Origin of the sequence: Streptomyces sp. NPDC006235 (genome assembly GCF_040613735.1) — a bacterium.
Lineage (GTDB): Bacteria > Actinomycetota > Actinomycetes > Streptomycetales > Streptomycetaceae > Streptomyces.
Genome location: NZ_JBEXSR010000018.1, coordinates 47,407 through 70,690 on the forward strand (window position 1 = coordinate 47,407; position 23,284 = coordinate 70,690).

General features: G+C 71.1%; 21 protein-coding genes. 9 read left to right on the forward strand and 12 right to left on the reverse strand.

Annotated features, from left to right (window positions below; translation table 11 throughout):
• Positions 1–71 precede the first annotated feature (71 nt).
• Positions 72–1,034 (reverse strand): glycoside hydrolase family 6 protein, encoded by a 963-nt coding sequence (locus tag ABZ192_RS21765; protein WP_356926089.1) that lies wholly within the window; start codon positions 1,032–1,034, stop codon positions 72–74.
• 298 nt (positions 1,035–1,332) lie between these two features.
• On the opposite strand from ABZ192_RS21765, the gene ABZ192_RS21770 reads away from it, so the two are divergent.
• Positions 1,333–2,346, forward strand: coding sequence for a LacI family DNA-binding transcriptional regulator (locus ABZ192_RS21770; RefSeq protein WP_356926090.1), 1,014 nt, complete (start codon positions 1,333–1,335; stop codon positions 2,344–2,346).
• Between the two features lie 15 nt (positions 2,347–2,361).
• Here ABZ192_RS21770 and ABZ192_RS21775 read toward each other — a convergent pair whose 3' ends face one another.
• The 6 genes from ABZ192_RS21775 to ABZ192_RS21800 form a co-directional block, all read right to left on the reverse strand.
• A complete protein-coding gene (locus ABZ192_RS21775; protein ID WP_356926091.1) occupies positions 2,362–3,222 on the reverse strand; it encodes a 3-hydroxybutyryl-CoA dehydrogenase in 861 nt (286 codons plus the stop codon).
• A gap of 72 nt (positions 3,223–3,294) precedes the next feature.
• Entirely contained in the window at positions 3,295–6,522 is a 3,228-nt protein-coding gene (icmF, locus tag ABZ192_RS21780) for a fused isobutyryl-CoA mutase/GTPase IcmF (protein ID WP_356926092.1), read from the reverse strand.
• An 83-nt stretch (positions 6,523–6,605) separates the two neighbouring features.
• Entirely contained in the window at positions 6,606–7,574 is a 969-nt protein-coding gene (locus tag ABZ192_RS21785) for a PDR/VanB family oxidoreductase (RefSeq protein ID WP_356926093.1), read from the reverse strand.
• Positions 7,575–7,592: 18 nt separating this feature from the next.
• On the reverse strand, positions 7,593–8,783 hold the full coding sequence (locus ABZ192_RS21790; RefSeq protein ID WP_356926094.1) for an acetyl-CoA C-acyltransferase: 1,191 nt from the start codon (positions 8,781–8,783) through the stop codon (positions 7,593–7,595).
• 29 nt (positions 8,784–8,812) lie between these two features.
• Positions 8,813–9,418, reverse strand: a complete 606-nt coding sequence (locus tag ABZ192_RS21795) for a histidine phosphatase family protein (protein WP_356926095.1) — start codon at positions 9,416–9,418, stop codon at positions 8,813–8,815.
• 27 nt (positions 9,419–9,445) lie between these two features.
• On the reverse strand, positions 9,446–10,984 hold the full coding sequence (locus ABZ192_RS21800; protein WP_356926096.1) for an AMP-binding protein: 1,539 nt from the start codon (positions 10,982–10,984) through the stop codon (positions 9,446–9,448).
• Between the two features lie 195 nt (positions 10,985–11,179).
• On the opposite strand from ABZ192_RS21800, the gene ABZ192_RS21805 reads away from it, so the two are divergent.
• The 4 genes from ABZ192_RS21805 (at position 11,180) to ABZ192_RS21820 (ending at position 14,847) form a co-directional block, all read left to right on the forward strand.
• Positions 11,180–12,421 (forward strand): acyl-CoA dehydrogenase family protein, encoded by a 1,242-nt coding sequence (locus ABZ192_RS21805; protein ID WP_356926097.1) that lies wholly within the window; start codon positions 11,180–11,182, stop codon positions 12,419–12,421.
• A gap of 42 nt (positions 12,422–12,463) precedes the next feature.
• On the forward strand, positions 12,464–13,228 hold the full coding sequence (locus ABZ192_RS21810) for an SDR family oxidoreductase (protein WP_356926098.1): 765 nt from the start codon (positions 12,464–12,466) through the stop codon (positions 13,226–13,228).
• A 3-nt stretch (positions 13,229–13,231) separates the two neighbouring features.
• Positions 13,232–14,014: a ThuA domain-containing protein gene (locus ABZ192_RS21815; RefSeq protein WP_356926099.1), complete on the forward strand. Its 783-nt coding sequence runs from the start codon at positions 13,232–13,234 to the stop codon at positions 14,012–14,014.
• A gap of 128 nt (positions 14,015–14,142) precedes the next feature.
• Entirely contained in the window at positions 14,143–14,847 is a 705-nt protein-coding gene (locus ABZ192_RS21820) for a DUF4328 domain-containing protein (protein ID WP_356926100.1), read from the forward strand.
• Here the strand turns inward: ABZ192_RS21820 and ABZ192_RS21825 are convergent.
• Genes ABZ192_RS21825 through ABZ192_RS21840 form a run of 4 tightly spaced genes read right to left on the reverse strand, consistent with a single transcriptional unit; the run spans position 14,835 to position 19,671 of the window.
• Complete coding sequence (locus tag ABZ192_RS21825) at positions 14,835–15,896, reverse strand: NAD(P)-dependent alcohol dehydrogenase (RefSeq protein ID WP_356926187.1); 1,062 nt, start codon at positions 15,894–15,896, stop codon at positions 14,835–14,837. The genes ABZ192_RS21820 and ABZ192_RS21825 overlap by 13 nt on opposite strands.
• Before the next feature lie 2 nt (positions 15,897–15,898).
• The gene (locus tag ABZ192_RS21830; RefSeq protein ID WP_356926101.1) at positions 15,899–16,993 is read right to left on the reverse strand and encodes an ABC transporter permease; all 1,095 of its coding nucleotides are present in this window, start codon (positions 16,991–16,993) and stop codon (positions 15,899–15,901) included.
• A 27-nt stretch (positions 16,994–17,020) separates the two neighbouring features.
• The gene (locus tag ABZ192_RS21835; RefSeq protein ID WP_356926102.1) at positions 17,021–18,544 is read right to left on the reverse strand and encodes a sugar ABC transporter ATP-binding protein; all 1,524 of its coding nucleotides are present in this window, start codon (positions 18,542–18,544) and stop codon (positions 17,021–17,023) included.
• Entirely contained in the window at positions 18,529–19,671 is a 1,143-nt protein-coding gene (locus ABZ192_RS21840; RefSeq protein ID WP_356926103.1) for a substrate-binding domain-containing protein, read from the reverse strand. The genes ABZ192_RS21835 and ABZ192_RS21840 overlap by 16 nt, the downstream gene beginning before the upstream one ends.
• A gap of 237 nt (positions 19,672–19,908) precedes the next feature.
• On the opposite strand from ABZ192_RS21840, the gene ABZ192_RS21845 reads away from it, so the two are divergent.
• Genes ABZ192_RS21845 through ABZ192_RS21860 form a run of 4 tightly spaced genes read left to right on the forward strand, consistent with a single transcriptional unit; the run spans position 19,909 to position 22,893 of the window.
• The gene (locus ABZ192_RS21845) at positions 19,909–21,315 is read left to right on the forward strand and encodes an aromatic ring-hydroxylating dioxygenase subunit alpha (RefSeq protein ID WP_356926105.1); all 1,407 of its coding nucleotides are present in this window, start codon (positions 19,909–19,911) and stop codon (positions 21,313–21,315) included.
• Positions 21,300–21,626, forward strand: a complete 327-nt coding sequence (locus ABZ192_RS21850) for a 2Fe-2S iron-sulfur cluster-binding protein (RefSeq protein WP_356926106.1) — start codon at positions 21,300–21,302, stop codon at positions 21,624–21,626. Before ABZ192_RS21845 ends, ABZ192_RS21850 begins: the two co-directional genes overlap by 16 nt.
• A 6-nt stretch (positions 21,627–21,632) precedes the next feature.
• Positions 21,633–21,857, forward strand: a complete 225-nt coding sequence (locus tag ABZ192_RS21855; protein ID WP_356926107.1) for a transposase — start codon at positions 21,633–21,635, stop codon at positions 21,855–21,857.
• Between the two features lie 4 nt (positions 21,858–21,861).
• A complete protein-coding gene (locus ABZ192_RS21860) occupies positions 21,862–22,893 on the forward strand; it encodes an NADP-dependent oxidoreductase (RefSeq protein ID WP_356926108.1) in 1,032 nt (343 codons plus the stop codon).
• A gap of 8 nt (positions 22,894–22,901) precedes the next feature.
• Here ABZ192_RS21860 and ABZ192_RS21865 read toward each other — a convergent pair whose 3' ends face one another.
• Entirely contained in the window at positions 22,902–23,216 is a 315-nt protein-coding gene (locus ABZ192_RS21865) for a putative quinol monooxygenase (RefSeq protein ID WP_356926109.1), read from the reverse strand.
• Positions 23,217–23,284: the final 68 nt, after the last annotated feature.

A 23,284-nucleotide genomic window follows, 5' to 3' on the forward strand; every position in this document is an offset into this window, starting at 1 on the left:
GCGGCAGGGCGCATTCAGCCCGGTTTCAGGGCGCTTTCAGCCCCCTGAAACCGGGCCACGGGAGTCCGGGATCAGTAGCCGTAGATCATCTTGTAGGCGACCTCGGGGAGGAACTGACCGGCCGAGGAGCCGCCTCCGACACCGCAGTTGCCGTCGGACTCGCCCGGAACCTTGATCCACAAGAGCATCTCGGCGCCTCCGCCCAGCTGGGTGGGGGTGCCGATGCGGCGGCCCGAGGGGTTGCACCACTGGCCGTCGGAGCCGTTGCCGTTGCGGCTGGTGTCCACGACGAACGGCTTGGTGTAGCCGTAGCGGGCGCTCAGTTCACGGTTGACCGCGTTGCCGTAGGCGGTGTTCTCGGCGGTGGCGATGTAGTTGGAGATGTTGAGCGAGAAGCCGTGGGCCTGTCGGAGCCCGGCTTCGTGGAGGCGTCGGGCCATGGTCGCCGCGTCGGCCCAGCGCGGATTGCCGGCGTCCATGTAGACCCAGGTGTTGGGGGCCTGGCGGTTGAACTCGGCGAGGGCGCCGGTGAGCATGCTCTCGCGTTCGTCGATCTGGGCCTGGGTCATGCAGCCGTAGTCCCCGAGGGAGTCCGGCTCCAGGATGACGACGGCCGGGCGGTTGGCGATACCGCCGGCGAACTGGGCGATCCAGCTCCGGTAGGCGGAGGGCGAGGCGGCCCCGCCCGCGGAGTGGCCGCCGCAGTAGTCGCGGTTGTAGATGTTGTAGGCGACGAGGAGGGGGAGCTTGTCGACGCGGTCCGCCGCTCCCGCGTACCCGCCCGTGGCGGTGCCGATGGTGCCGCTCCAGGAGCCGAACCAGCGGGCCATCGGGGTGTTGGCGATGGAGGCGTTGATGGCGGCGGCTCGGCCGTCACCGGGGTTCGCGGCGGTCCACCTCTTCGCGCTGGAGTCGGGGTCCACGTAGAACCCGCTGGTCATGCTGGTCGGGTCGGCGGCGTGGGCGGACGGTGCGGCGGCGAACGCCAGCGGCAGAGCGAGCAGCGCTGCGGCCAAGGCGCGGAGTCTGCGCATGACTGAACCTCGATTTCCTGGCAGGGGGACGTCGCACGCCCTGGTCCCGAGCGTGCGACCTGAGCAGGAGCGGTGTTACGACCGGATCTTGGGAGCGCTCCCATTGGAAGCGGTCCCAGCAGCACTGGAAAGTCGTCGGGGCGTGTTCGGTATGGTGTTGCGGGGTAGTTGAGGTGTCAAGAGCTGATGCTCAATGCGATTCGTATGGCGAGAACACGCCTCAATGAAGCCGTGGACTGGAAGCGGTCCCAGCCTTCTGGAGGTCGAGGACTCTCCCTGGGGGAAGGGCTCGTGGTCCATGGCACACGACGCGCCGCGCCGGCAGCCGACGCTCGATGAGGTAGCCGAACGCGCCGGTGTCTCCCGCTCCGTGGCCTCCCGCGCCCTCAACAACGCTCCGCATGTCAGCCGTGCCAAACGGGAGGCGGTCGAACGAGCTGTCCGGCAACTCGGTTATGTGCCCAACCCGGCCGCCCGTGCCCTGGCCACGCGTCAGACGGGAGCGGCCGCCCTGGTCGTCTCCGGGGAGGATCCGTCGATCTTCGCGGATCCGTTCTACGCCCAGGTGATCGTGGGGGCGTCGACCGCTCTGGAGGAGGCCGATCTGCATCTGATGCTGTGTCTGGCCGCTTCCGACCGGGGCCGCAAGCGGGTGGAGGAGCTCTTCCGGACCAAGGGCGCCGACGGTGTCATGCTGATGGCGCTGCGCGAGGACGATCCGCTGGCCGGTATCGCCGAGGAGGCGGAAATGCCCGTCGTGTTCGGAGGGCGCCCGGTCGGTTCGACTCCCCGGTGGTACGTGGACGTCGACAACGTCGGCGGAGCGCGCGAGGCGACCGAGTACCTGGTGTCACGCGGCCGGACCCGCGTGGCCGCGATCTGCGGGCGTATGGACACCGAGGCCGGGCGTGCCCGGTACCGCGGCTACCGGGACGCCTTGCTGGCAGCCGGCCTCGATCCGCTGCCGCCGCAGGAGGGGGACTTCACCGAGCCCAGTGGAGCCGCCGCCATGGCCGTCCTGCTGGCACATCATCCCGACCTGGACGGGGTGTTCGCCGCCAACGACAACATGGCGGCGGGCGCGCTGCGCACGTTGCGCTCGGCCGGCCGGGCGGTCCCGGCCGACGTCGCTGTGGTCGGCTTCGACGACCTGACCGTCGCCCAGGTCGCCGATCCGCCCCTCACCACCGTCCACCAGCCCATAGCCGCTCTCGGGCGGGAGATGGCGCGCATGCTCGTCACGGTCGTCAACGGACACGACCCCACCCCGTTGATCCTGCCCACGCGGCTGGTCGTCCGGTCGAGCGCCTGACGAGGCGCGTGTCGTTCAGTCGTCGTAGGTGTGGAAGCCCCGGCCGCTCTTGCGGCCGAGGTGGCCCGCCGCGACCATGCGGCGCAGGAGGGCGGGCGGGGCGTACAGCGGCTCCTTGAACTCCTCGTACATCGACTCGGCCACGGCCTGGGCGGTGTCGAGGCCGATGAGGTCGAGCAGCCGCAACGGCCCCATGGGGTGGGCGCATCCGAGTTCCATGCCCCGGTCGATGTCCTCCGGCCGCGCGGCGCCCGACTCCACCATCCGTACCGCGCTGAGCAGGTAGGGCACGAGGAGGGCGTTGACGACGAAGCCGGAGCGGTCGGGCGCCTGGATGGCCTGCTTGCCCAGCTGCTCGGCGAAGCCGCGGGTGCGCCGCACGGTGTCCGCGCTGGTGGTGAGGGCGGGAATGAGCTCCACCAGCTGCTGCACGGGCACGGGGTTGAAGAAGTGCATGCCGATGACCTGTGCGGGCCGCTCGGTGACGACCGCGAGATCGACGATGGGGATGGAGGAGGTGTTGGTGGCCAGGACCGCCGCCGGGTCTTCGACCACCTTGTCGAGGGTGCGCAGGACGTCCGTCTTGATGTCACGGTTCTCGGCGACCGCCTCGACGACGAACTGGCGGTCGGCCAAGTCGCTGAGGTCGTGGGTGAAGGACAGCCTGGCGAGGGCCTGGTCCCGCTGCTCCTCGCCGAGCTTGCCGCGCCGTACACCTCGGTCGAGCGAGGCGGTGAGCCGGCGGCGGCCCGCGTCGAGCGCGTCCGGCGTGGCCTCGGCGACTCGGACGTCGATGCCGCTGCGGGCCGCGACTTCGGCGATACCGGAGCCCATGAGGCCGCATCCGACCACGCCGAGACGAGTAACGGGATCCATCTGAGGTCCTATCTGCTGGGTCGCTGCGGGGTGGCTTCCGGGGACTTACGGACACGCCCTACGGGGGCTGGGTCAGACGTTGCGGCGGTACTGGCCGCCCACCTCGAAGAAGGCCTCGGTGATCTGCTGGAGCGAGCAGACCCGCGTGGCGTCCATGAGTACGGCGAAGACGTTGTCGCCGCTCGTCGCCGCGTGCTTGAGAGCGGCCAGGGCGGCGTGGGCCCGGTCGCGGTGGCCGGTGTGGAAGTCGCGCACGCGCTCCAGCTGGGACTGCTTCTCCTCCTCGGTGGCCCGGGCGAGTTCCAGCTCCTGAGGCCGGCTGTCGCCCCCGGGGCGGAGGAAGGTGTTGACGCCGATGATGGGCAGGGAGCCGTCGTGCTTGCGCTGCTCGTACAGCATCGACTCGTCCTGGATGCGGCCCCGCTGGTAGCCGGTCTCCATCGCGCCCAGCACGCCGCCGCGCTCGCTGATCCGCTCGAACTCCTGGAGGACGGCCTCCTCCACCAGGTCGGTGAGTTCGTCGATGATGAACGATCCCTGGAGGGGGTTCTCGTTCATCGCCAGGCCCCACTCGCGGTTGATGACGAGCTGGATCGCCAGCGCCCGCCGCACCGACTCCTCGGACGGGGTGGTGACGGCCTCGTCGTAGGCGTTGGTGTGCAGCGAGTTCGCGTTGTCGTAGATGGCCGTGAGGGCCTGCAGGGTGGTGCGGATGTCGTTGAAGTCCATCTCCTGGGCGTGCAGGGAGCGTCCGGAGGTCTGGACGTGGTACTTCAGCTTCTGGCTGCGCTCGTTGGCCCCGTACTTCTCCTTCATCGCGACGGCCCAGACGCGGCGGGCGACCCGGCCGAGGACGGAGTACTCGGGGTCCATGCCGTTGGAGAAGAAGAACGACAGGTTCGGGGCGAAGTCGTCGATGTGCATACCCCGGGCGAGGTAGGCCTCGACGTAGGTGAAGCCGTTGGCGAGGGTGAAGGCGAGCTGGCTGATGGGGTTCGCGCCGGCTTCGGCGATGTGGTAGCCGGAGATGGACACGGAGTAGAAGTTGCGGACCTTGTGGGCGATGAACCACTCCTGGATGTCGGCCATCATCCGCAGCGAGAACTCGGTGGAGAACAGGCACGTGTTCTGGCCCTGGTCCTCCTTGAGGATGTCGGCCTGCACTGTGCCGCGTACGTTCGCGAGCGCGTGGGCCCGCAGCTCGGCTGCCTCCTCGGGCGACGGGTCACGGCCCTCGGCGGCTCGGAACTTCTCCGTCTGCTGGTCTATCGCGGTGTTGAGGAAGAACGCCAGGATCGTCGGCGCGGGGCCGTTGATGGTCATGGAGACCGAGGTCGTGGGTGAGGTCAGGTCGAAGCCGTCGTAGAGGGCCTTCATGTCCGCGAGCGTGGCCACCGACACCCCGGACGTGCCGACCTTGCCGTAGATGTCGGGGCGTTCGTCCGGGTCGCGGCCGTAGAGCGTGACCGAGTCGAAGGCGGTGGACAGGCGGGTGGCCGGCTGGCCCTCGGAGAGCAGCTTGAAGCGCCGGTTCGTACGGAACGGATCGCCCTCACCGGCGAACATCCGCGCCGGGTCCTCGCCGTCGCGTTTGAAGGGGAACACCCCTGCCGTGAAGGGGAAGTAGCCGGGCAGGTTCTCCCCGCGCCAGAACCGCACCAGCTCCCCGTGGTCGGTGAAGCGGGGCAGGGCGACGCGCGGGACCTTGTTGCCGGACAGGGACTCGCGGTTCAGCTTGGTGCGGATCTCCCGGTCCCGGACCTTCACCACCTGCTCGTCCCCGGAGTAGGAGGCGATGACGGCGGGCCAGTTCCCGATCTGCTCCGTGATCTGGTGCGGGAGCCGCTTGCGGGCGTCGTCGAGGAGTGAGTCCACGTTCGCGGCGTCCGAGCCGGCCTCGACGAGCTCGTCCCTGACGGCCTCCAGGCGCTGCAGCCGCCTGGCCGCCTCGGCCAGTCGCGTGGTCTCGGCGTGGTACGCGCGGACCGTGTCGGTGATCTCGGCGAGGTAGCGCACCCGGCCCGCGGGGACCACCTGCCGGATGCCGGAGGAGTGGCGTACCGCGACCGGTGCCAGCGCGCCCTCGGACAGCGGCAGGCCCTTCTCGGCCAGGCCCGTCTTCAGGTGCTGGTAGAGCGCGGTGACACCGTCGTCGTTGAACGTCGCCGCCGAGGTGCCGTACACCGGCATGTCCTCGGGCCGCTTGCCGAACGCCTCACGGTTGCGGACCAGTTGGCGGCCCACGTCGCGCAGCGCGTCCTGTGCGCCGCGCCGCTCGAACTTGTTGATCGCCACGACGTCGGCGAAGTCGAGCATGTCGATCTTCTCCAGCTGCGAGGCGGCACCGAACTCCGGTGTCATCACGTACAGCGAGGTGTCGACGAACGGCACGATCGCCGCGTCGCCCTGGCCGATGCCCGGCGTCTCCACGATCACCAGGTCGAACCCGGCGGCCTTGGCCACGTCGATGACGTCGGACAGGTGCTCGGGCAGCTCGCGACTGCCACGGGTGGCCAGGCTGCGGAAGAAGACCCGGCTGCCGTCCAGGGAGTTCATGCGGATCCGGTCACCGAGCAGTGCCCCGCCGCCGCGGCGGCGGGTCGGGTCGACCGCGATCACGGCGATCCGCAGCTTGTCCTGCTGGTCGAGGCGGAAGCGGCGCACCAGCTCGTCCGTCAGTGACGACTTGCCCGAGCCGCCCGTGCCGGTGATGCCGAGCACCGGCATGACCCGTGCCTTGGCCGTGGCCCGCAGCCGCGCCAGGAGATCCGGGGGCAGCTTGCCCAGTTCCGCGCCGGTGATGGCGCGGGCGATCGCGAACCGGTCGCCCGCCAGCACGGCGGACGCGTCGGCCGGCTTGCCGTCCCAGAGGTCGAAGTCGCAGTCCTTCACGACCGAGTTGACCATCCCGGCCAGACCCATCCGCTGCCCGTCCTCGGGGGAGAAGATGGTCACGCCGCTGGCGCGCAGCCGGGCGATCTCCTCGGGCACGATGACGCCGCCTCCGCCGCCCACCACACGGATGTGGTCGGCTCCCGCCGCGCGCAGCGACTCGACCAGGTACTCGAAGTACTCCACGTGCCCGCCCTGGTACGACGAGACGGCGACACCGTGGGCGTCCTCCTCCAGAGCGGCGTCGACGACCTCCCGCACCGACCGGTTGTGTCCGAGGTGGATCACCTCGGCGCCCTGGGACTGGAAGATGCGCCGCATGATGTTGATCGACGCGTCATGCCCGTCGAACAGAGCCGAAGCCGTGACCAGACGGACGGGGTGCACGGGTCGGTGCAGATCGCTCATGGGGGCCTTCCCGGACGGGGCGGGGGTACTGCCGACAGAAGAGATACTAGGACGTCCTAGTAAATTGCAGGGAGTGATCGCCGTCACAGATCCAGGACGAGGCGGGTCCCGCACGAGCGGGAGACGCAGATGAGCATGGTGTCGCCGGCGGCCCGCTCGTCCTCGGTCAGCAGCGAGTCGCGGTGGTCGGGCTTGCCGTCGAGCACGTCGGTCTCGCAGGTGCCGCACGTGCCTTCCCGGCAGGAGAAGTTGACCGTGACACCGGCCTGCTCCACGGTTTCGAGCACCGAGCGGTCCGCCGGCACGGTGAGGGTGAGCCCGGACCGGGCGAGCTCCACCTCGAAGGCCTCGGCCTGGCCGGCCGCGTCCGTGCGTACCGGAGCGAACCGCTCGACGCCCAGCGTGCCGGGAGGCCAGTGCGCGCACTGTTCCTGCACCGCCTGCAACAGCGGCTCGGGACCGCAGGCGTGCACCAGCGTGCCCTCCTCGGGTACGCCGAGGTGGGCCGAGAGGTCCAGCAGGCCGTACTCGTCCTGCGGACGGACGAGGACCCGGTCGCCGTGCGGGGCCAGGCGGTTCAGGAACGCCATGGAGGTACGGGTGCGTCCGCCGTACAGCAGGCGCCAGTCGGCCCCCGCGGCCTCGGCGGCCTCCACCATCGGGAGGATGGGCGTGATGCCGACGCCGCCGGCGATGAACAGGTGGCGAGCGGCGGGCCGCAGCGGGAAGTTGTTCCGCGGTCCGCGCACCCGCACGGCGGCGCCTTCGCGCAGGTGGTCGTGGACGTACGCGGAGCCTCCGCGGCCGTGCGGCTCGCGCAGCACGGCGATCTGCCAGGAGTCGCGCGCGGCCGGGTCTCCGCACAGGGAGTACTGACGGATCAGGCCCCCGTCGTCACCGTTCAGGAGTACGTCGATGTGGGCGCCCGGTGTCCAGGCGGGGAGCATCCCGCCGTCGGGGCGGCGCAGCGTGAGGGAGACGACGTCGTCGGCGGCGAGGGCACGGGCCGCCACGACAAGGGTCGTGTCGACCGAAGTCAGCTGGACGTTCATGATGATTCGGCTCCGGGTTCAGTCCTGGGTCGGCACATGCAGCAACAGCGCGTCGCCCTGGCCGCCGCCCCCGCACAGGGCCGCCGCTCCGCTGCCGCCTCCGCGCCGCCGCAGTTCGGCCGCGAGAGTCAGCACCAGCCGGGCCCCGGTCATGCCGACCGGGTGCCCGAGCGCGATCGCTCCGCCGTTGACGTTCACCTTGTCGAGAGGGAGGTCCAGCTCCCGTACGGAGGCCAGGGCCACTCCGGCGAACGCCTCGTTGATCTCGAACAGGTCCAGGTCGGCGGCCTTCAGCCGGCCGTCCCGGGACAGCGCGTCGCGGACCGCGCCGGCCGGCTGGACGAGCAGCGAGGGGTCCGGGCCGGCGACCGTGCCGTAGGCGCCGATCTCGGCGAGCGGGGTCAGGCCCTCGAACCGGGCGCGCTCCGCGCTCATCACGACGACGACCGCGGCGCCGTCGGAGAGCTGTGAGGAGTTGCCCGCGGTGATGGTGCCCTCGCCGGAGAAGGCGGGCCTCAGGCGCCCGAGGCTCTCGGCGGTGCTTCCCGGCCGCACGCCCTCGTCGGTGTCCACCACCGTCTCGCCCCGGCGTCCCGCCACGGTGACGGGGGTGATCTCCTCGGACAACGCCCCCGACTCCTGGGCGCGGGCGGCCCGTTGATGGGACAGCGCGCTGTACTCGTCCTGCTCCTCGCGGGTCAGGGCGTACGGCCGCTGGTAGCGCTCGGTGGCCGCGCCCATGGAGACGCCGTCGAAGGCGCAGACGAGGGCGTCGCGGTCGAGGGCGTCCTCCGCCGCGGCCGAGCCGTACTTCCAGCCGGTGCGCGCCCCGCGCAGCAGGTGCGGGGCGTCCGACATGGACTCCATGCCACCGGCGACGACCACCTCGTGGCGGCCGGAGGCGATCATGAGGTCGGCCAGGGCGATGGCGTGCAGACCGGACAGGCAGAGCTTGTTGACGGTGCTCGCGGGGACGGAGAACGGAATGCCGGCGCGGACCGCCGCCTGCCGTGCCGAGTTGGGGCCGGCGCCGGCCTGCACGACATGACCCATGACGACGGCTTCCACCGCCGCCGGGTCCAGACGGGCGGCGGCCAGTGCCGAGCCGATGGCGTGGGCGCCGAGGTCGACCGCGGACACGGTGCTCAGGGCACCCGCCAGCCTGCCGATGGGCGTCCTTGCTCCGGCGACGATGACGGATCCGGGCATGCCGGGACCTCCTGGGATGTGGGGCGGAGTCAGGCGACCGCGTCGACGGCGCGTTCGGCGACCATGTGGGCCGTCTCGTTCACCGAGTGCAGGACGATCCGGCCGCCGGGCATGCGCCGCACCCGGCTGACGGACGTGTAGTCGGGGTGGAACCAGAACATCGTGGGCAGGCCGAGCACCGTCGCCAGATAGGTGTTGGTGATGCCGCCGTGGCACACGACCCCGACCCGCCCTCCGGGATGGGCGTCGAGGATGGTGTCCATGGCCCGCGCGGCACGGGCGCGGAAGGCGTCCCAGTCCAGCTCGGGCACGAAGTCCTCGTAACGCCCCTCGGCGAGCGCCGCCGCCCGGGGATCGTCCGCGCCGATCTGCTCCGGCGGCATGTAGGGCTGCGTCACGTCGGTGTCCCACTCGCGCAGGTCGTCGAGGACGGTGGCGGTCATGCCGGTGAGGCGCTCCAGGGGTGCCACGGTCTCGCGGGCACGCCGGTACGGGCTGGAGTACAGGGCGTCGACGTCCTCGTGCACGAGCCAGGCGGCGAGGCGTTCGGCCTGGGCGGTGCCCTCCGGTGACAGCCGGGGGTCGAACACGCCCGCCAGGGGGAGGCCGTGCCGGATGAGGAGGAGTTCGGTCATGGGTGGTCCTTACTGGGGGAGCCCGGCTCAGCCGGCGATGGTGCGTTCGGAGCGCCAGTACGGGCGGCGCATCGCGCGTTTGTCGAGCTTGCCCATGGCGTTGCGCAGCAGCTCGGGGACGAACTCGTACGACTTCGGGCACTTGTGGGCGGCGAGGTGCTCGCGGCAGAACCGGTCCAGCTCATCGGCCGGCGGCTCGTCCGCCGCCACCACGACCAGCGCCCGCAGTGACTCACCGAAGTCCGGGTCGGGCACGCCGACGACCGCGACCTCGGCGACCGCCGGGTGCCGCCGCAGGACCGCCTCGCTCTCGGCCGGGTACAGGTTCACGCCGCCGGAGACCACCACGTCCGCGGCCCGGTCGGTGATGAAGATGTAGCCGTCGGCGTCGACGTAGCCGATGTCGCCGAGCGTGAAGACGCCGGGGGAGAGATAGGCGGACCGGGTCTTGTCCGGGTCCGCGTGATAGCGGACGCCCTGGTCGTCGGGGGCCCGGAAGGCCAGCAGTCCGCGTTCGCCGGGCGGCAGCCGCCGGCCGTCGTCATCGGTGACCAGGACCTCGAACGGGGCCCGGACGCGCCCGACCGAACCCGGGTGCGCCAGCCATTCGCTGCTGCTGATGCGGGCCACCGTCCCCGCCTCGCTGGCACCGTACGACTCGGTCAGCACCGGACCGAACCACTCGATCATGGCCCGCTTCACATCCGGCGGACACGCGGAGCCCGTGTGGGACACCTGCCGCAGGCTGGAGACGTCGTACCGGGCGCGGACCTCCTCCGGGAGGGCGAGCAGCCGCTGGAAGTGGGTGGGCACCATGACCGTCGAGGAGACCCGCCACCTCTGGACCCGGCTGAGGAACGTCTCCCCGTCGTATCTGCCGAGGACCACCACGGGCTGACCGGCCGCCAGGTGCCGCAGCGAGGTCAGCGGCGCGTTGTGCTGGAGCGGGCCGCACACCAGGTGCGGACCCGGCGGGAAGCCTGGCCGGGCGGACATCGCGGCGAGGTAAGCGGCGCTGTCGGCGACCGGGCCGCTCACCCAGCGCACCTCGGTGCCGCGCGCCCGACCGGTGGTGCCCGAGGTGTAGACGAGTGGAGGCCGGGCGGGCCGGTCCGTCGGGACGGCACGTCCGGCCGGCGCGGCCGCCAGCCACAGGTCCCAGTCGAAGGCGTGCCCGGCGGCCGGCGTTGCGTGCGTCACCAGGGGCAGGCCCAGTTCCCGGGCCGCGTCCAGCGCGGCACCCGCCCCGGCGGGGCCGGCGACGATCGCGGTCACGCCCGCGTCGATGATCTGGTCGACGAGTTCGCCCGAGGTGAGGTTCCGGGACGTGGCCACGGTCCCGACCCCGGCTCGCAGGCCGGCCAGATGGGCGACCAGTGTCGGGATCGCGTTGTCCCCGAGGACGGCGATCCGGTCGTCCGGGCCGGGCGCGAACTCCAGCAGCCGCGCCGCCGCCCGTGCCACCTGGTCGGCGAGGCCCGACCAGGACAGCACGCCCAGGTCGTCCACCAGGGCGGGCTCCTCGGGTGTCTCCTGGGCGCGACGGTCGAGTGGCAGCAGCGACATGGCTCCTCCGGCGGCTCATCGGCCCTCTCCCGATTCGAGGGGAGAGGTGATGCGGAGACTGTAGCGTTTATCAAGAAAGTACGGAACACTCTGATCCCGAGCTGAGGTGTTCCCGCATGCTCAAGGGGTCTGGCAAGGACACTTTGCCGCCACCGTTACTGAATCTTTCGTCTGGTAAGTGCTCGAGGAGGAGTCATGCCGCAGCCCGATCCGGACGCATGGCGCACGCAGGTGCGGCAGTGGCTGGCCGGTGTGCTCGAACCGGCACGGGCGCCGGAGTCCGCCGGAGAAGACGCCGATCTCGCCGTGTTCCACAACCTCCCCGAGGCCGAGGAACGCCTGCTGCTGGAGCGCTGCCGCGCCTACCAGCGGGCCCGCTTCGACGCCGGCTACCAGGCGCTGACCCTCCCCGCGGACAGGGGCGGCGCGGGCCTGACCGCCGCCCACGTGGCCGCCTTCGCCGAGGAGGAGTCCGCCTTCGAGGTGCCGCCCTCCACCGAGCTGATCAGCGTCACCGTGCGCCTGGTCGCGATGGCCGTCTCCCTCTTCGGGACGGAAGAGCAACTCCGCGACCACGCACGCGCGTTCCTGCGCACCGACCTGCTGGCCTGCCAGCTCTTCAGCGAGCCGGGTGCCGGGTCCGACCTCGCCGCCCTGCGCACCCGCGCCCGGCAGGTAGACGAGGGCGAGTGGATGATCGACGGCCAGAAGGTGTGGACCTCGGGCGCCCAGTTCGCCGACTACGGCCTGCTGCTCGCGCGCACCGACCCGGACGTCGTCAAACAGGCCGGCATCACCGCTTTCCTGGTCCCGATGGACGCCCGGGGCGTGGAGATCCGCCCCATCCGGCAGATGAGCGGCGGCGCCTCCTTCAACGAGGTGTTCCTCAGCGGCGTACGCGTCCCGGACCGGCTCCGGATCGGACGGCCGGGCCAGGGCTGGGAGGTCGCCACCACCACCCTCGCCTTCGAACGGACCGCCTCCGGGAGCGGCAACCGCCGCAAGGGCGGCACCTTTGCGGACGTGCTCGCGCTCGCCCGCTCCCTCGACCGCACCTCGGACCCGCTGGTCCGCCAGCGGCTCGCCGACCTGTACGTACGGGCCGCGCTGCGCGCGGCCACCGTGGACCGCGTCGCCAGGACGAGCGCGGCCGGCGGACGGCCGGGTCCCGAGGCATCGTTGACCAAGCTCATGGCCTCCGACCTGCTCACCCGCACGGGACAGGTCGCCGCCGAGCTGATGGGGGCGCGCATCAGCGCCGACACCGGGGAACCGGGCACCTTCGCCTGGACACAGCACCTGCTCGGCGCCCCCGGTTACCGGCTGGCCGGAGGCACCGACCAGATCCAGCGCAACCTGATCGGCGAACGCGTGCTGAAGCTGCCACCGGAGCCGCGGGCGGACCGGGCGCCGTTCTCGCAGCTTCCCGGCAACTGAGCCACCGCGACGGTTTTCGGCAATCACAAAGGAGTGACATCGATGGATCTGGGACTGACAGGCGCGAAAGCGCTGGTGACCGGCGCGAGCCGGGGCATCGGCCGGGCGATCGCCGGAACCCTCGCGGCCGAGGGCTGCGCACTGGCCCTCTGCGCCCGGGGCGAGGAAGGGCTGGCCAAGGCCGCCGCCGAACTGCGCGGCGAGGGGGCCACGGTCTTCGCCGAACCGGTCGACGTCACCGACCCCGCCGCCCTCGCGGGTTTCGTGGAGCGGGCGGCCGGTGAACTCGGCGGCCTGGACCTGCTGGTGTCCAACGTGTCGGCGGGCAATGTGAAGGGCCCCGAGTCCTGGGAGGCCAGTCTGCGCGGCGACCTGATCCCGTTCGCGGGACTCGTCGAGGCGGCTCTTCCGCATCTGGAGGCCTCCGACCGGGCCGCCGTCGTGGCCATCGGCACCACCAACGCCTCCGACACCGCGCGTCCGGCCGGAGCGAACTCCTACTCCGCGCTCAAGGCGGCCGTCGTCCAGCACGCCTCGGCCCTCGCCCACTCCGTCGCGCCGAAGGGCATCCGCGTCAACACCGTCTCGCCCGGCCCGATCGACTTCCCCGGCGGCGCCTGGGAGACCATCCGCACCAGCCGCCCGGAGGTGTACGAGGAGGTCCTCGCCAAGCTGCCGATCGGCCGCTACGGCACCGCTGAGGATGTGGCCGCGGCGGTGGCGTTCCTGCTCGGGCGGACCGGCTCCTTCTGCGTCGGGGTCAACCTCGTGGTGGACGGCGGGCTGCTCACCCGCGTCCAGTACTGAGCCGTGGCGGGCCCGGCCGGCCGTCTGGACGCCGTGCTGGTCTGCGGCGGCCGCTGGCACGACTTCGACCACGCGCGGCTGCGGCTGCTGGAACTGCTCGGCGAGCATCCGCAGGTGCGCACCACGGTGTACCAGGACTACGACTGCCTGGCCGCCCTCGACAGGGCGGACCTGCTGGTCACCTACACCTGCGACGTCCGGCCCCGCCCGGCACAACGGGCCGCGCTGGCGCGGTTCGTCGAGCGGGGCGGGCGCTGGCTCGCCCTGCACGGCACCAACGCGGTGATCGAGCCGTCGGCGGGCAAGGGCCCGCGGCTGTTCACGACTCCACGGCTGCTCGGGGAACTGGCCGAGGTGCTCGGCAGCCAGTTCCTGGCCCACCCGCCGATCGAGCCGTACGAGGTGCGGGTGACCCGGCCCGAGCACCCGCTGGTCGCCGGGATCGGACCGTTCACGGTCACCGACGAGCTGTACGTCTGCGAGCTGCACGGCGAACTGGAGGTGCTGCTGCACGCCGAGTACACGGGGCCGTGCCGCGGTTTCGCCGAGGGCGACACGGCGGCCCTCGACCGCGCGCCCCGGCCGGTGCTGTACCTCAAGCGGCACGGCCGCGGCGAGGTCTGCTACTTCACCCTCGGCCACTGCCGGGGCCGCTACGACGTGCAGGACCTCGGCGTGGACGACACCGGGCGCGTGGACGTGGGGCCCTGGAGGACGCCGGAGTTCCTGACGGTGCTCCGGCGCTGTGTGGAGCGGACGGTGGGCGGGAAAAGACCGGCCCGGTGACGCGCGGGCCGGGAGTGGCTGTCCGACCTGCGGATCGTCATGGACGGGACCTGGCAGCAGGCGTACCGTGCCTCCGCACGCGCTCTATCGCGGGCCTTTTCGTACTCCGCCCGTGGGGGGCCACCGTCATGTCTGCATCCAATGAACTCCGTCCGCGTCGCATGCTGCCGAACGGCACGCCACGCTCGGTGCGCGGCCTGCTGGCAGCGGCGTCGGTGTCGCTCGCGATCGTCGCCCTGAGCGATGTCCTCGCCGTCTTCGCCGGAGCCCGGATCTACCTGCTCATCGACGAGGACCAGGGATTCGCCGCCGCTCCCCAGCAAAGGCTGGACGCCGCGTACTCGCTGTACCAGACAGCCGGCAACGTTCAGGGCATCGTGTTCCTGCCCTGCGCGGTCCTCTTCATCGCCTGGTTCTTCTCGACGCGCCGCAACACCGGGCTGCTGGCACCCGATCGGTTCCGTAAGGGCCCGGGCTGGGCCATCGGGGGCTGGCTCATCCCCCTGGCGAACTTCTGGCTGCCGTACCGCATCGCCGTCGACATGTGGGGTGCCGCATCACCCCTGCCCGCCGACGGGGAACCGTACCGGGCAGGGATCTGGCCCGTGAACCTGTGGTGGGGCCTGCTCGTTTCCAGCTCGCTGTACGGCCTGTACGCCTCGTCGCGATACGAGAGCGCAGAGACTCCCACGCAGATCCGGGCCGCGGTGATGCAGTACATGGCAGCGGATGTCCTGGACCTGGCCGCTGCCGTGGCCGCGGTGTACTTCGCCGTCCGCCTGACGTCCATGCACTGGCTGAAGGTGACCGCGAGCAGCCCTTACAGGGCGTGAGGCGACGAGGCGTGCGGCAGTACCACCGCGCGGCCGTCGATCTCGCCGGCGTGCAGGCGCTCGTACGCCTCGGGCGCCTGTTCCAGTGTGAAGGTCTCGACGTGGGACGACACGAGACCCTGGCGTGCCAGCTCCAGGACCTCCATGAGTTCCGTCCGGCTGCCCCAGTAGGGGAAGGAGGCCGACACCTCGAACGGCAGGCCGCCCCCGAAGCCGACGGCCAGCGTGCCCCCGCCGAGGCCGACGACCGTGACATCACCCGCCACCGCCACCGACGCGGCGGCCACGGTCAGGGTCGCCTCGGCCCCGACGAAGTCCAGGACGACCTGTGCTCCCGTACCGCCGGTGAGTCCGCGGATCCGTGCGGCCGCCTCGCCGTCGGAGAGGAGCGTGTCGTGCGCGCCGACTTCGCGGGCCAGCTCCAGTTTCTCCTTGCTCACGTCGAGGGCGATCACCCGGGCCGGTGTCAGTGCGCGCAGCAGCTGCACGGCGAGATGGCCCAGGCCGCCGACGCCGATGACCACCGCCGTGCTGCCGGGCAGCAGCTTCGGCAGCGACCCGCGGAGCGCGTGATACGGGGTCAGCCCGGCGTCCGTGAGGGGCGCGGCCTGCACCGGGTCGAGTCCGTTCAGCGGCACCAGGTGCCGGGGCGAGTCCACCAGCATGTACTCCGCCAGGGCACCGGGTGAGCCGAGCCCCGGCGGCAGGATGCCGAGCCCGGCGGCGTGCGGGCAGCAGTTCTCCTTGCCCTCGGCGCACGGGTGGCAGCGCCCGCAGCCCCACGGGCCGTACACCGCCACCGCCTCGCCCTCCGTCACGTCGGTGACACCGGCGCCCAGCGCCGCCACCGTGCCGACGCCCTCATGACCGAGGGTCATCGGCAGGGAGTAGGGGAACTGCTCCTCGGGCCAGCCCATCACCGCCAGATCGGAGTGGCAGAGCCCGGCCGCCGTCACCTTCAACAGCACCTGGCCCGGGCCGGGTTCGGGTACCGGGACTTCCACGACCTCGGGAGCGTGCCCCACCTGCCGGTACTGAAGTGCCTTCATCATCAGGTCTCCTTGCTGGTGATCGGGTCGGGCCGGGTTTTCGCCCGGCGGCGCAGCACGGTGGGCAGGGCGATCCGGCCGCCCGTGAGGACCAGCGCCACGATGAGGACCGAGCCGGTGAACAGGCTCGCGGCCCACTGCGCGCTGGTGGCGAGCCCGAGTCCGGTGATGCCGGTGCCGAGCAGCAGAACGGCTAGGACCGTGCCCCAGGCGTTGAAGCGGCCCGCGCGCAACTGGGTCGCGCCGACGAAGGCGGCGGCGTAGGCCGACAGCAGGTACGGGGTGCCCGCTGTCGGTGAACCGGAGCCGACCGAGGCCGTGAAGACGACGCCGGCGAAGCCGGACAGCAGCGCGGAGGCCACCAGGGTCAGGAAGCGCAGCCGGTCGGTGCGCACCCCTTGCAGCCGGGCCGCGTCGGCGTTGAATCCGGTCGCGTACAACCGGCGCCCGGTGGCGGTGTGTTCCAGCAGGAACCAGATGGCGAGGGCGGCGAGCAGCAGATACAGCACCGGCAGGGTGACGCCGCCGGCGTCCAGCTGGGCGATGCTCGCGAACGGCTCGGCGAGCAGCCGCACACCGGTGATCGAGCTGTCGTTGGTGACCATGGTGATCAGGGACTGGATCAGCGCGCCGGTGGCCAGGGTGGCGATGAACGAGTCGACGCGCAGGACCACGACCACGATGCCGTTGACGACCCCGACCAGCAGTGCGGCGGTCATCGCCAGGGCGATGGCCGTGCCGGGTCCGAGCCCGGCGGAGACCATGAAGTGGGCGGTCAGCACGCTGGTGAGCGACATGGTGAAGGCGATGGAGAGGTCGAAGACGCGTGCGGCCAGCGGCGGTACGACGCTGAGTGCGACCAGGCCCGCCACGGCGTTGCCGTTCAGTACCTGCTTGACGGTGATCATGGTCGGGAACGTGTCCGGCGCCCACACGGTGAAGAGCACGACGATGACCAGCCACACGTACACGGCGCCGATGGTGCGGAACGACAGGGCGGCCGCCGCCCGTCGGGCCCATGTCCCCGGTACGCGCACCGCGGGTCTCTCCGGTGCGGACGGCGGGACCTCCGCCGCTCGGGTCGGGGTGGACGTCATGTCAGTCGGTTCCTTCCAGGGCTCATGTCACTCGGTTCCTTCCATGGCGTGCACGAGCGCGGGCTCGGTGATGTCCCGGCCGCTGATCTCCCGTGCGATCCGGCCGTTCCGCACCACCAGGACGCGGGTGCACAGCGCGAGCAGGTCATGCGTGTCGGAGGAGGACACGAGGACGCCCATGCCCTCGTCGGACTGACGCTCTATCAGGTCGTACAGCTGAAGGCGGGTGGCGATGTCCACGCCCGCCGTGGGTTCGCACAGCGCCAGCACCGGCGGCCGCCCGGCCAGACAGCGGGCCATGACGACCTTCTGCTGGTTGCCGCCGCTCAGCGTGGTGATCCGGGCCCCGGGCCCGGCCGTTCGCACCCCGACCCGCCGGATCCAGTCCTGCGTCAGGGCGGACTCGCGGCGTCGGCGCAACCGCCCGGACCGGGAGCGCAGCCGGTCCAGGAGCGGCAGGGTGAGGTTCTCGCCGACCGAGAAGTCGCCGATCACTCCCTCGCCCGCCCGGTCCGCCGGGACCAGGGGAAGACCCAGGCCGCTCGCGTCACGCGCCTCGGTCCACCGCTCGGAGCGTTCCGGCAGCCGCAGCCTGCCGCTCACCCGCCCGGCATGCGCCCCGCACACCGCGTACGGCACGATCTCGTGGCCGGAGCCGACCAGCCCGGTGATGCCCAGGCGCTCGCCCCCGGCCAGGTCGAAGTCGACTCCTCGCAGGGGCCCGGCCCACAGGTCGCGGACCTCCAGCACGGGGTTGGTCGGGCCGGAGCGGGATGCCGGACGGTGGGTGGTCTCCATGTCCTCGCCCGCCATCAGCTCCGCCAGCAGACGCGGAGTGAGCTCGGCGACCGGGCGGGTGGCGATCCGGCGCCCGCCGCGGATCACGGTGACCCGGTCGGCGAGCGCGAAGATCTCGTCCATCCGGTGCGAGACGTACAGGACACCGGCGCCGGCGTCGCGGACCTCCCGCACGATGTCGAAGAGGCGGGCCACCTCGCCGGGCGGGAGCACGGCGGTGGGTTCGTCGAGCACCAGGACCCCGCGGCGGCCCTCCCAGCCCTGCAGCGCGGCGGCGATGGCCACCACCGTGCGCTGGACGGGGGTCGCCGTCATCAGGGGCCTGCGTACGTCGATGCCGAGGCCGAACCTTTCGACGAGGGCGCTCGTCCGCCGCTCCATCTCCGGCCAGCGGATGTTGCCGAACGCTGTGCGGGCGAAGCCATGGCTGAGCGCGAGGTTGTCGATGGCGCTCAACTCGCCCACCAGCCCCAGCTCCTGATGGACGAAACGGAGCCGGTCGTGGCGGGACGCCGCGACCTGACCGAGGCCGAAGGGCTCGCCGTCGAGTTCGGCCACCGCACCGGGCTCGGCATGGTGGTAGCCGGCGAGGATCTTGATCAGAGTGGACTTGCCGGAGCCGTTGGGCCCGATCAGGGCGTGGATCTCGCCGGGCATGACCTCGAGGTCGACGTCCTGCAGCGCCTGGGTGCCGCCGAATCTCTTCGACAGGGCGGCCACCCGCAGCACCGGCCCGGTCAACTCAGTCCCCACAGCGCCTTGAACTGCTTCTCGTAGTCCTCGACGATCGGGAAGTCGCCGTCGGCGGAGGGCAGGTTGTCCTTGGTGACGAGCATGTTGGGCAGCGCCGCCTTCTGGTCCACGGCCATGGGCTGCCCGGTGAAGTGCCGGGCGAGCGCGTCGGCCTGGAGCCAGGCCGTCTCGTGCGAGTTCAGCGCCATCGCGCCGTCGGTGAGACCGCCCTGGATGTACTGGTAGTTCTGCGCGTCACCGACGTTGACGACGATGTGCTTGCCGGTGATCCCGGCGGTCTTCAGCGCGGCCGGCACGCCCACGTTGAGCAGGCCCAGGGAGAAGACGACATGGGTCACCTTCGGGTGCGACCGGAGGTACGACACCACGCGGTCCGGCATGTCCTTGCCCACCGCGGTGATCGGCACGTCGACGTTGTCGAGCGCGCAACCCTCGCACCACTCCTTGTACTTGGCCGCGAAGGAGTCCTTGACGGGCTTGAGGATCGTGTAGGCCGGCAGATCGAAGTAGACGGTGTCCGCCTTGGCGCCACTGTTCGACACCACCCATGAGGCGAGCATCTCGCCCTGGACACCGACGTCCTTCGGCCCGTTCTTCAGCAGGGAGATGCCGTCGCCCGCCACGTCGTCGGCGTTCGACTGGATGACGGGGATGCCGGCCGCCTTCAGCTGTGCCAGCTGCTTGGCGTAGACGGCACGGGGGAAACCGGAGGCGACGACGGCGTCCGGCTTGTCGCGCACGGCCTGTTCGTAGGCGGCCTGGACGGACTCCGGGGTGCCCTGGGTGGCGATCTGCTTGACCTGCCAGCCGAGTTCCTTCGCGGCCTCGGTGAAGAAGTCGGCGAGGTCCTTGCAGGACTGGACGCCGCAGAGGATGAAGTCGATCTTCTTGCCCTTGGGGATCGGCTTGCCCACCGGCTCGGTCACGGAGATCGTGGCCGGGCGCTCGGAGTGCTTCGCCAGGGCTGCGCGGGCCGCCGTCAGGCCGGGGGAGCCGGGCGCCCCCGCCTGTGTCGAGTCGGCGGCCGGAGTGGTCCCGGTGCCGCATGCCGCGAGGGCGAGCAGGGCGGTGACGGGGAGGGTCGCGGTGATGGCGCGGCGGACCGCGCGACGGGGTCTGGAACTCATCGTTGAGCGCTCCCGTGGTGTGACGGAGAAACTTATGAGGCACTACAGTCTCAAGTGGGTCGGAGTGTGACATGCCCCGGCGTGCTTGGGGAGAGGGTTGCCGCAACATATTCCGGAATACCGGTGCGAAACTGCGGTGACCTCGGCAGGTCCGGAGATCGTCCACCGGCACGAGTGTTGCTCCCGGTGGTATCCGGTAACTACACTCAATCTAAAGTTTCTGCCGGAGGAGAGATGATGGACGAAACGTCGGAGCCGGCCACGGCACGGTGCCCCGGGCCCAGCGTCCAGGACTACCTCGACCAGGACAGCCGCCCCGTTCCCCCCGCCCTGCGGTACGAGCGGAACGACTACCTCGGCAGCGAGGACATCGACACCGCCCGTTTCACCTCCCGCGAGTGGGCCGAACGCGAGATGCGGCAGGTCTGGCGGCGCGTCTGGCAGTTCGCCTGCCTGGAGAGCGAGATCCCCGAGGTCGGCGACCACGAGGTCTACGAGATCGGCGACGACTCCCTCATCGTCGTGCGCACGGCACCCGACGAGATCCGCGCCTACGTCAACGTCTGTCTGCACCGAGGCCGCAAACTGCGCACCGGCGGCGGCAACGTCAGCGAGTTCCGCTGCTCGTTCCACGGCTTCACCTGGAACCTCGACGGCACGATGCAGACCCCGCCCTGCGCCTGGGACTTCCCGCACGTCACCCCGGAGAAGTTCGCCCTCCCCGAGGCCCAGGTGGCGACCTGGCGCGGTTTCGTCTTCATCAACATGGACCCGTACGCCGAGTCCTTCGACAGCTACCGCGGCACCTTCGACGACTACTACATCTGGCCGCTGGAGAACCGCTACAAGTCGCTGCACATCGCCAAGGTGCTGCCCTGCAACTGGAAGGTCGCGCAGGACGCGTTCATCGAGTCCTTTCACGTGATCGCCACGCATCCGCAGATGCTGACGTGGCTCGCCGACGCCAACTCGCAGTACGACGTCATGGCGGACCAGCCGAACTGGAACCGGATGATCAACATCCAGGGCGCGCCCAGCCCGCACGTGGCGGACTCCGTCACGGAGGAGGACGTCCTGGAGACCTTCTACGACTCGCGCTCGTTCTACGCCGCCGCCCAGGGACGTGACCTGGTGATGCAGGAGGGTGACGCACTGCCGGCGATCCCGCCCGGCGGCACCGCCCGTCAGGTCCTCGCCGCGCGGATGCGCGAACAACTGGCGGCCACCTCGCAGCAGGACTTCTCGGAGACACCCGACACCGAGCTGCTGGACGCCATCAACTACCTGCTGTTCCCCAACTTCAATCCCTGGGGCGGCGCCAAGTCGAACATCATCTACCGGTTCCGGCCCCACGGCCTCGACCCGGACTCCTGCACCGCCGAGATCATCTTCATGTCGTCCCCGAAGCGGCCCGGCGAGACGCCGCCCCCGGCGAAGATCCGCTGGGTGCCTCAGGACACGCTCTTCGCAGACATCCCCGAACTCGGCGTGCTCGGGCCCGTCTTCGACCAGGACTGCGAGAACCTGCCCTACGTCCAGCAGGGCCTGAAGGCGATGCGCAAGCCGGGCATCACCCTGGCGAACTACCAGGAGAGCCGTATCCGCCACTTCAACCAGACGCTCGACCAGTGGATGAGCAAGTGACCCACCGGGTGGCGGTCATGCCCTCCGGCGTCGAGCTCGAAGTCCTCGACGGCGAGGATCTGTTCACCGCCGCCGGGCGGCTCGGCTACCGCTGGCCCACCGTCTGCGGCGGCAAGGGGACCTGCCGCACCTGCTTCGTCCAGGTCGAGGAGGGCGCCGAGAACTGTTCCCCCGTGGGCCCGCTGGAACGCGAGGGCATCGAGGCCCTGCGCAGACCGGTGGACGGCCTGACCCGGCTCGCCTGCCGGCTCCGGGTCGAGGGCCCGGTGACCGTGACCAAGCGCGGCGTACGCCGCCGAGTGCAGGAGTGAGGCCCCATGTCCAACCTCTCCAAGCAAGTGATCCACCCACTGACCGGCCATGTGTACCGGCTCACCGAGGACGGACTGGTCGAGGTGACCGATCCCAGGACAGGGGTGCGGGGCGTCTTCGACTTCCAGGCCCGGTGGCAGTCGGGCGAACTGCGCCACGCCGACCTCCAGATGGCCGGCTGGGTCGGCCGCCTCGCCCAGCGGCGCACCACCCCGCAGCCGGAGGAGTGACCTCATGACGCCCCGTACCACCCGAGTGGTCTGCCTGGCGCGCCGGCCCGACGGAGAACCGCTCCCCGGTGACTTCCTGGTCGAGGAGCGCCCGCTGCCGGCCCTGGGGGAGGGGCAGCTGCTCGTCCGCAACCTCTACATGAGCGTCGACCCGTCCATGCGCGGGCGGCTGTCGACCACCGAGAAGCACTACACGCACAACTTCACCCCCGGCTCGCCGCTCGACGGCCGTGCGCTCGGTGTCGTGGAGGAGAGCCGCTGCGTCTCGGTGCCGCCGGGCACGTACGTACGTCATCAACTCGGCTGGCGGGAGAGGGCCGTGATCGACGCGGTGTCCGTCGACGGCGCCGGCCGCATCGACCCGGACCTGGCGCCGCTGCCCACCTGGCTGGGCCTGCTCGGCCAGACCGGATTCACCGCGTACGTCGGCCTGACCCGTGTCGCGCGGCTGCGGCCGGGCGACACCGTCTTCGTGTCGGCGGCGGCCGGCGCCGTCGGCACCGCCGCTGGCCAGTTCGCCCGTCTGCTGGGCGCGGACCGCGTCGTCGGGACCGCCGGAGGGCCGGACAAGTGCGCCCTGCTGGTGAAGGAGTTCGGCTACGACGCGGCCGCGGACTACCGGACCGAGCCGGTGCGCGACGCGCTGGCGCGGCTGGCACCCGACGGCATCGACGTGTACTTCGACAACGTCGGCGGTGAGCAGCTCGCCGCCGCTCTGAACGCGCTGCGCACCGGTGGCCGGGTCGCCCTGTGCGGCATGATGTCGCAGTTCGGCGGCGCGGGACGGACCGTGGACATCAACCAGTTGATCCAGGCGGTCCTCAAGCGGCTGACGCTGTCCGGGTTCATCGTCCGTGACCACGAGGACCTGCGGCCGGAGTTCGAGCAGCGGGTCGCGGGCTGGCTCACCGAGGGCCGGATCACCGCGCGCGAGACGGTCGTCGACGGCCTGGAGAACGCCGCGGGTGCGCTGCTGTCCCTGCTGGACGGCGGCAACGTCGGGAAGATGCTGGTGCGGCTGGACGGGTCTCCCTGAAGGCGCGCTCAGCGCATGGGATGTGACGCGGCGACGGTGTGGGCCGTCAGGGAGACCCCGACCCGGGTCAGCCCCGCGACGGCCGTCCGGAAGTCCTTGATGTGCGGGGTGGTGAAGTGCTCGTCGAGGGCCTGCCGCGACGTCCAGTGCTCGTACACCCGGATACGCCGCTCGTCCTCGGGATCGGCTGTCATCGCGTAGTCCAGACAGCCGGTTTCCTCCTCGCGGGTACGCCGGCCTAGCTCCACGAGGGCCGCCAACATGGTCTCGCGGTCGCGGGGTTCGTAGTCCATCCAGCCGGAGACGATGATTTCCTCAGCCATGGTGGTCCTTCCCTGGTCGTGCCCGCGGGCCCGTCGCTCCGGTGCAGGGAAGCGACGGGCCCGCGGAG

Bases quoted from the DNA above. Each gene is read 5' to 3' on its own strand.
- ABZ192_RS21865 (WP_356926109.1), bottom strand. From the start codon at position 23,216: ATGGCTGAGGAAATCATCGTCTCCGGCTGGATGGACTACGAACCCCGC.
- ABZ192_RS21770 (WP_356926090.1), top strand. From the start codon at position 1,333: ATGGCACACGACGCGCCGCGCCGGCAGCCGACGCTCGATGAGGTAGCC.
- ABZ192_RS21855 (WP_356926107.1), top strand. From the start codon at position 21,633: ATGTCCAACCTCTCCAAGCAAGTGATCCACCCACTGACCGGCCATGTG.
- ABZ192_RS21810 (WP_356926098.1), top strand. From the start codon at position 12,464: ATGGATCTGGGACTGACAGGCGCGAAAGCGCTGGTGACCGGCGCGAGC.
- ABZ192_RS21825 (WP_356926187.1), bottom strand. From the start codon at position 15,896: ATGAAGGCACTTCAGTACCGGCAGGTGGGGCACGCTCCCGAGGTCGTG.
- ABZ192_RS21800 (WP_356926096.1), bottom strand. From the start codon at position 10,984: ATGTCGCTGCTGCCACTCGACCGTCGCGCCCAGGAGACACCCGAGGAG.
- ABZ192_RS21795 (WP_356926095.1), bottom strand. From the start codon at position 9,418: ATGACCGAACTCCTCCTCATCCGGCACGGCCTCCCCCTGGCGGGCGTG.
- ABZ192_RS21845 (WP_356926105.1), top strand. From the start codon at position 19,909: ATGGACGAAACGTCGGAGCCGGCCACGGCACGGTGCCCCGGGCCCAGC.
- ABZ192_RS21860 (WP_356926108.1), top strand. From the start codon at position 21,862: ATGACGCCCCGTACCACCCGAGTGGTCTGCCTGGCGCGCCGGCCCGAC.
- ABZ192_RS21830 (WP_356926101.1), bottom strand. From the start codon at position 16,993: ATGACGTCCACCCCGACCCGAGCGGCGGAGGTCCCGCCGTCCGCACCG.
- ABZ192_RS21790 (WP_356926094.1), bottom strand. From the start codon at position 8,783: ATGCCCGGATCCGTCATCGTCGCCGGAGCAAGGACGCCCATCGGCAGG.
- ABZ192_RS21775 (WP_356926091.1), bottom strand. From the start codon at position 3,222: ATGGATCCCGTTACTCGTCTCGGCGTGGTCGGATGCGGCCTCATGGGC.
- ABZ192_RS21820 (WP_356926100.1), top strand. From the start codon at position 14,143: ATGTCTGCATCCAATGAACTCCGTCCGCGTCGCATGCTGCCGAACGGC.
- ABZ192_RS21805 (WP_356926097.1), top strand. From the start codon at position 11,180: ATGCCGCAGCCCGATCCGGACGCATGGCGCACGCAGGTGCGGCAGTGG.
- icmF (WP_356926092.1), bottom strand. From the start codon at position 6,522: ATGAGCGATCTGCACCGACCCGTGCACCCCGTCCGTCTGGTCACGGCT.
- ABZ192_RS21765 (WP_356926089.1), bottom strand. From the start codon at position 1,034: ATGCGCAGACTCCGCGCCTTGGCCGCAGCGCTGCTCGCTCTGCCGCTG.
- ABZ192_RS21785 (WP_356926093.1), bottom strand. From the start codon at position 7,574: ATGAACGTCCAGCTGACTTCGGTCGACACGACCCTTGTCGTGGCGGCC.
- ABZ192_RS21840 (WP_356926103.1), bottom strand. From the start codon at position 19,671: ATGAGTTCCAGACCCCGTCGCGCGGTCCGCCGCGCCATCACCGCGACC.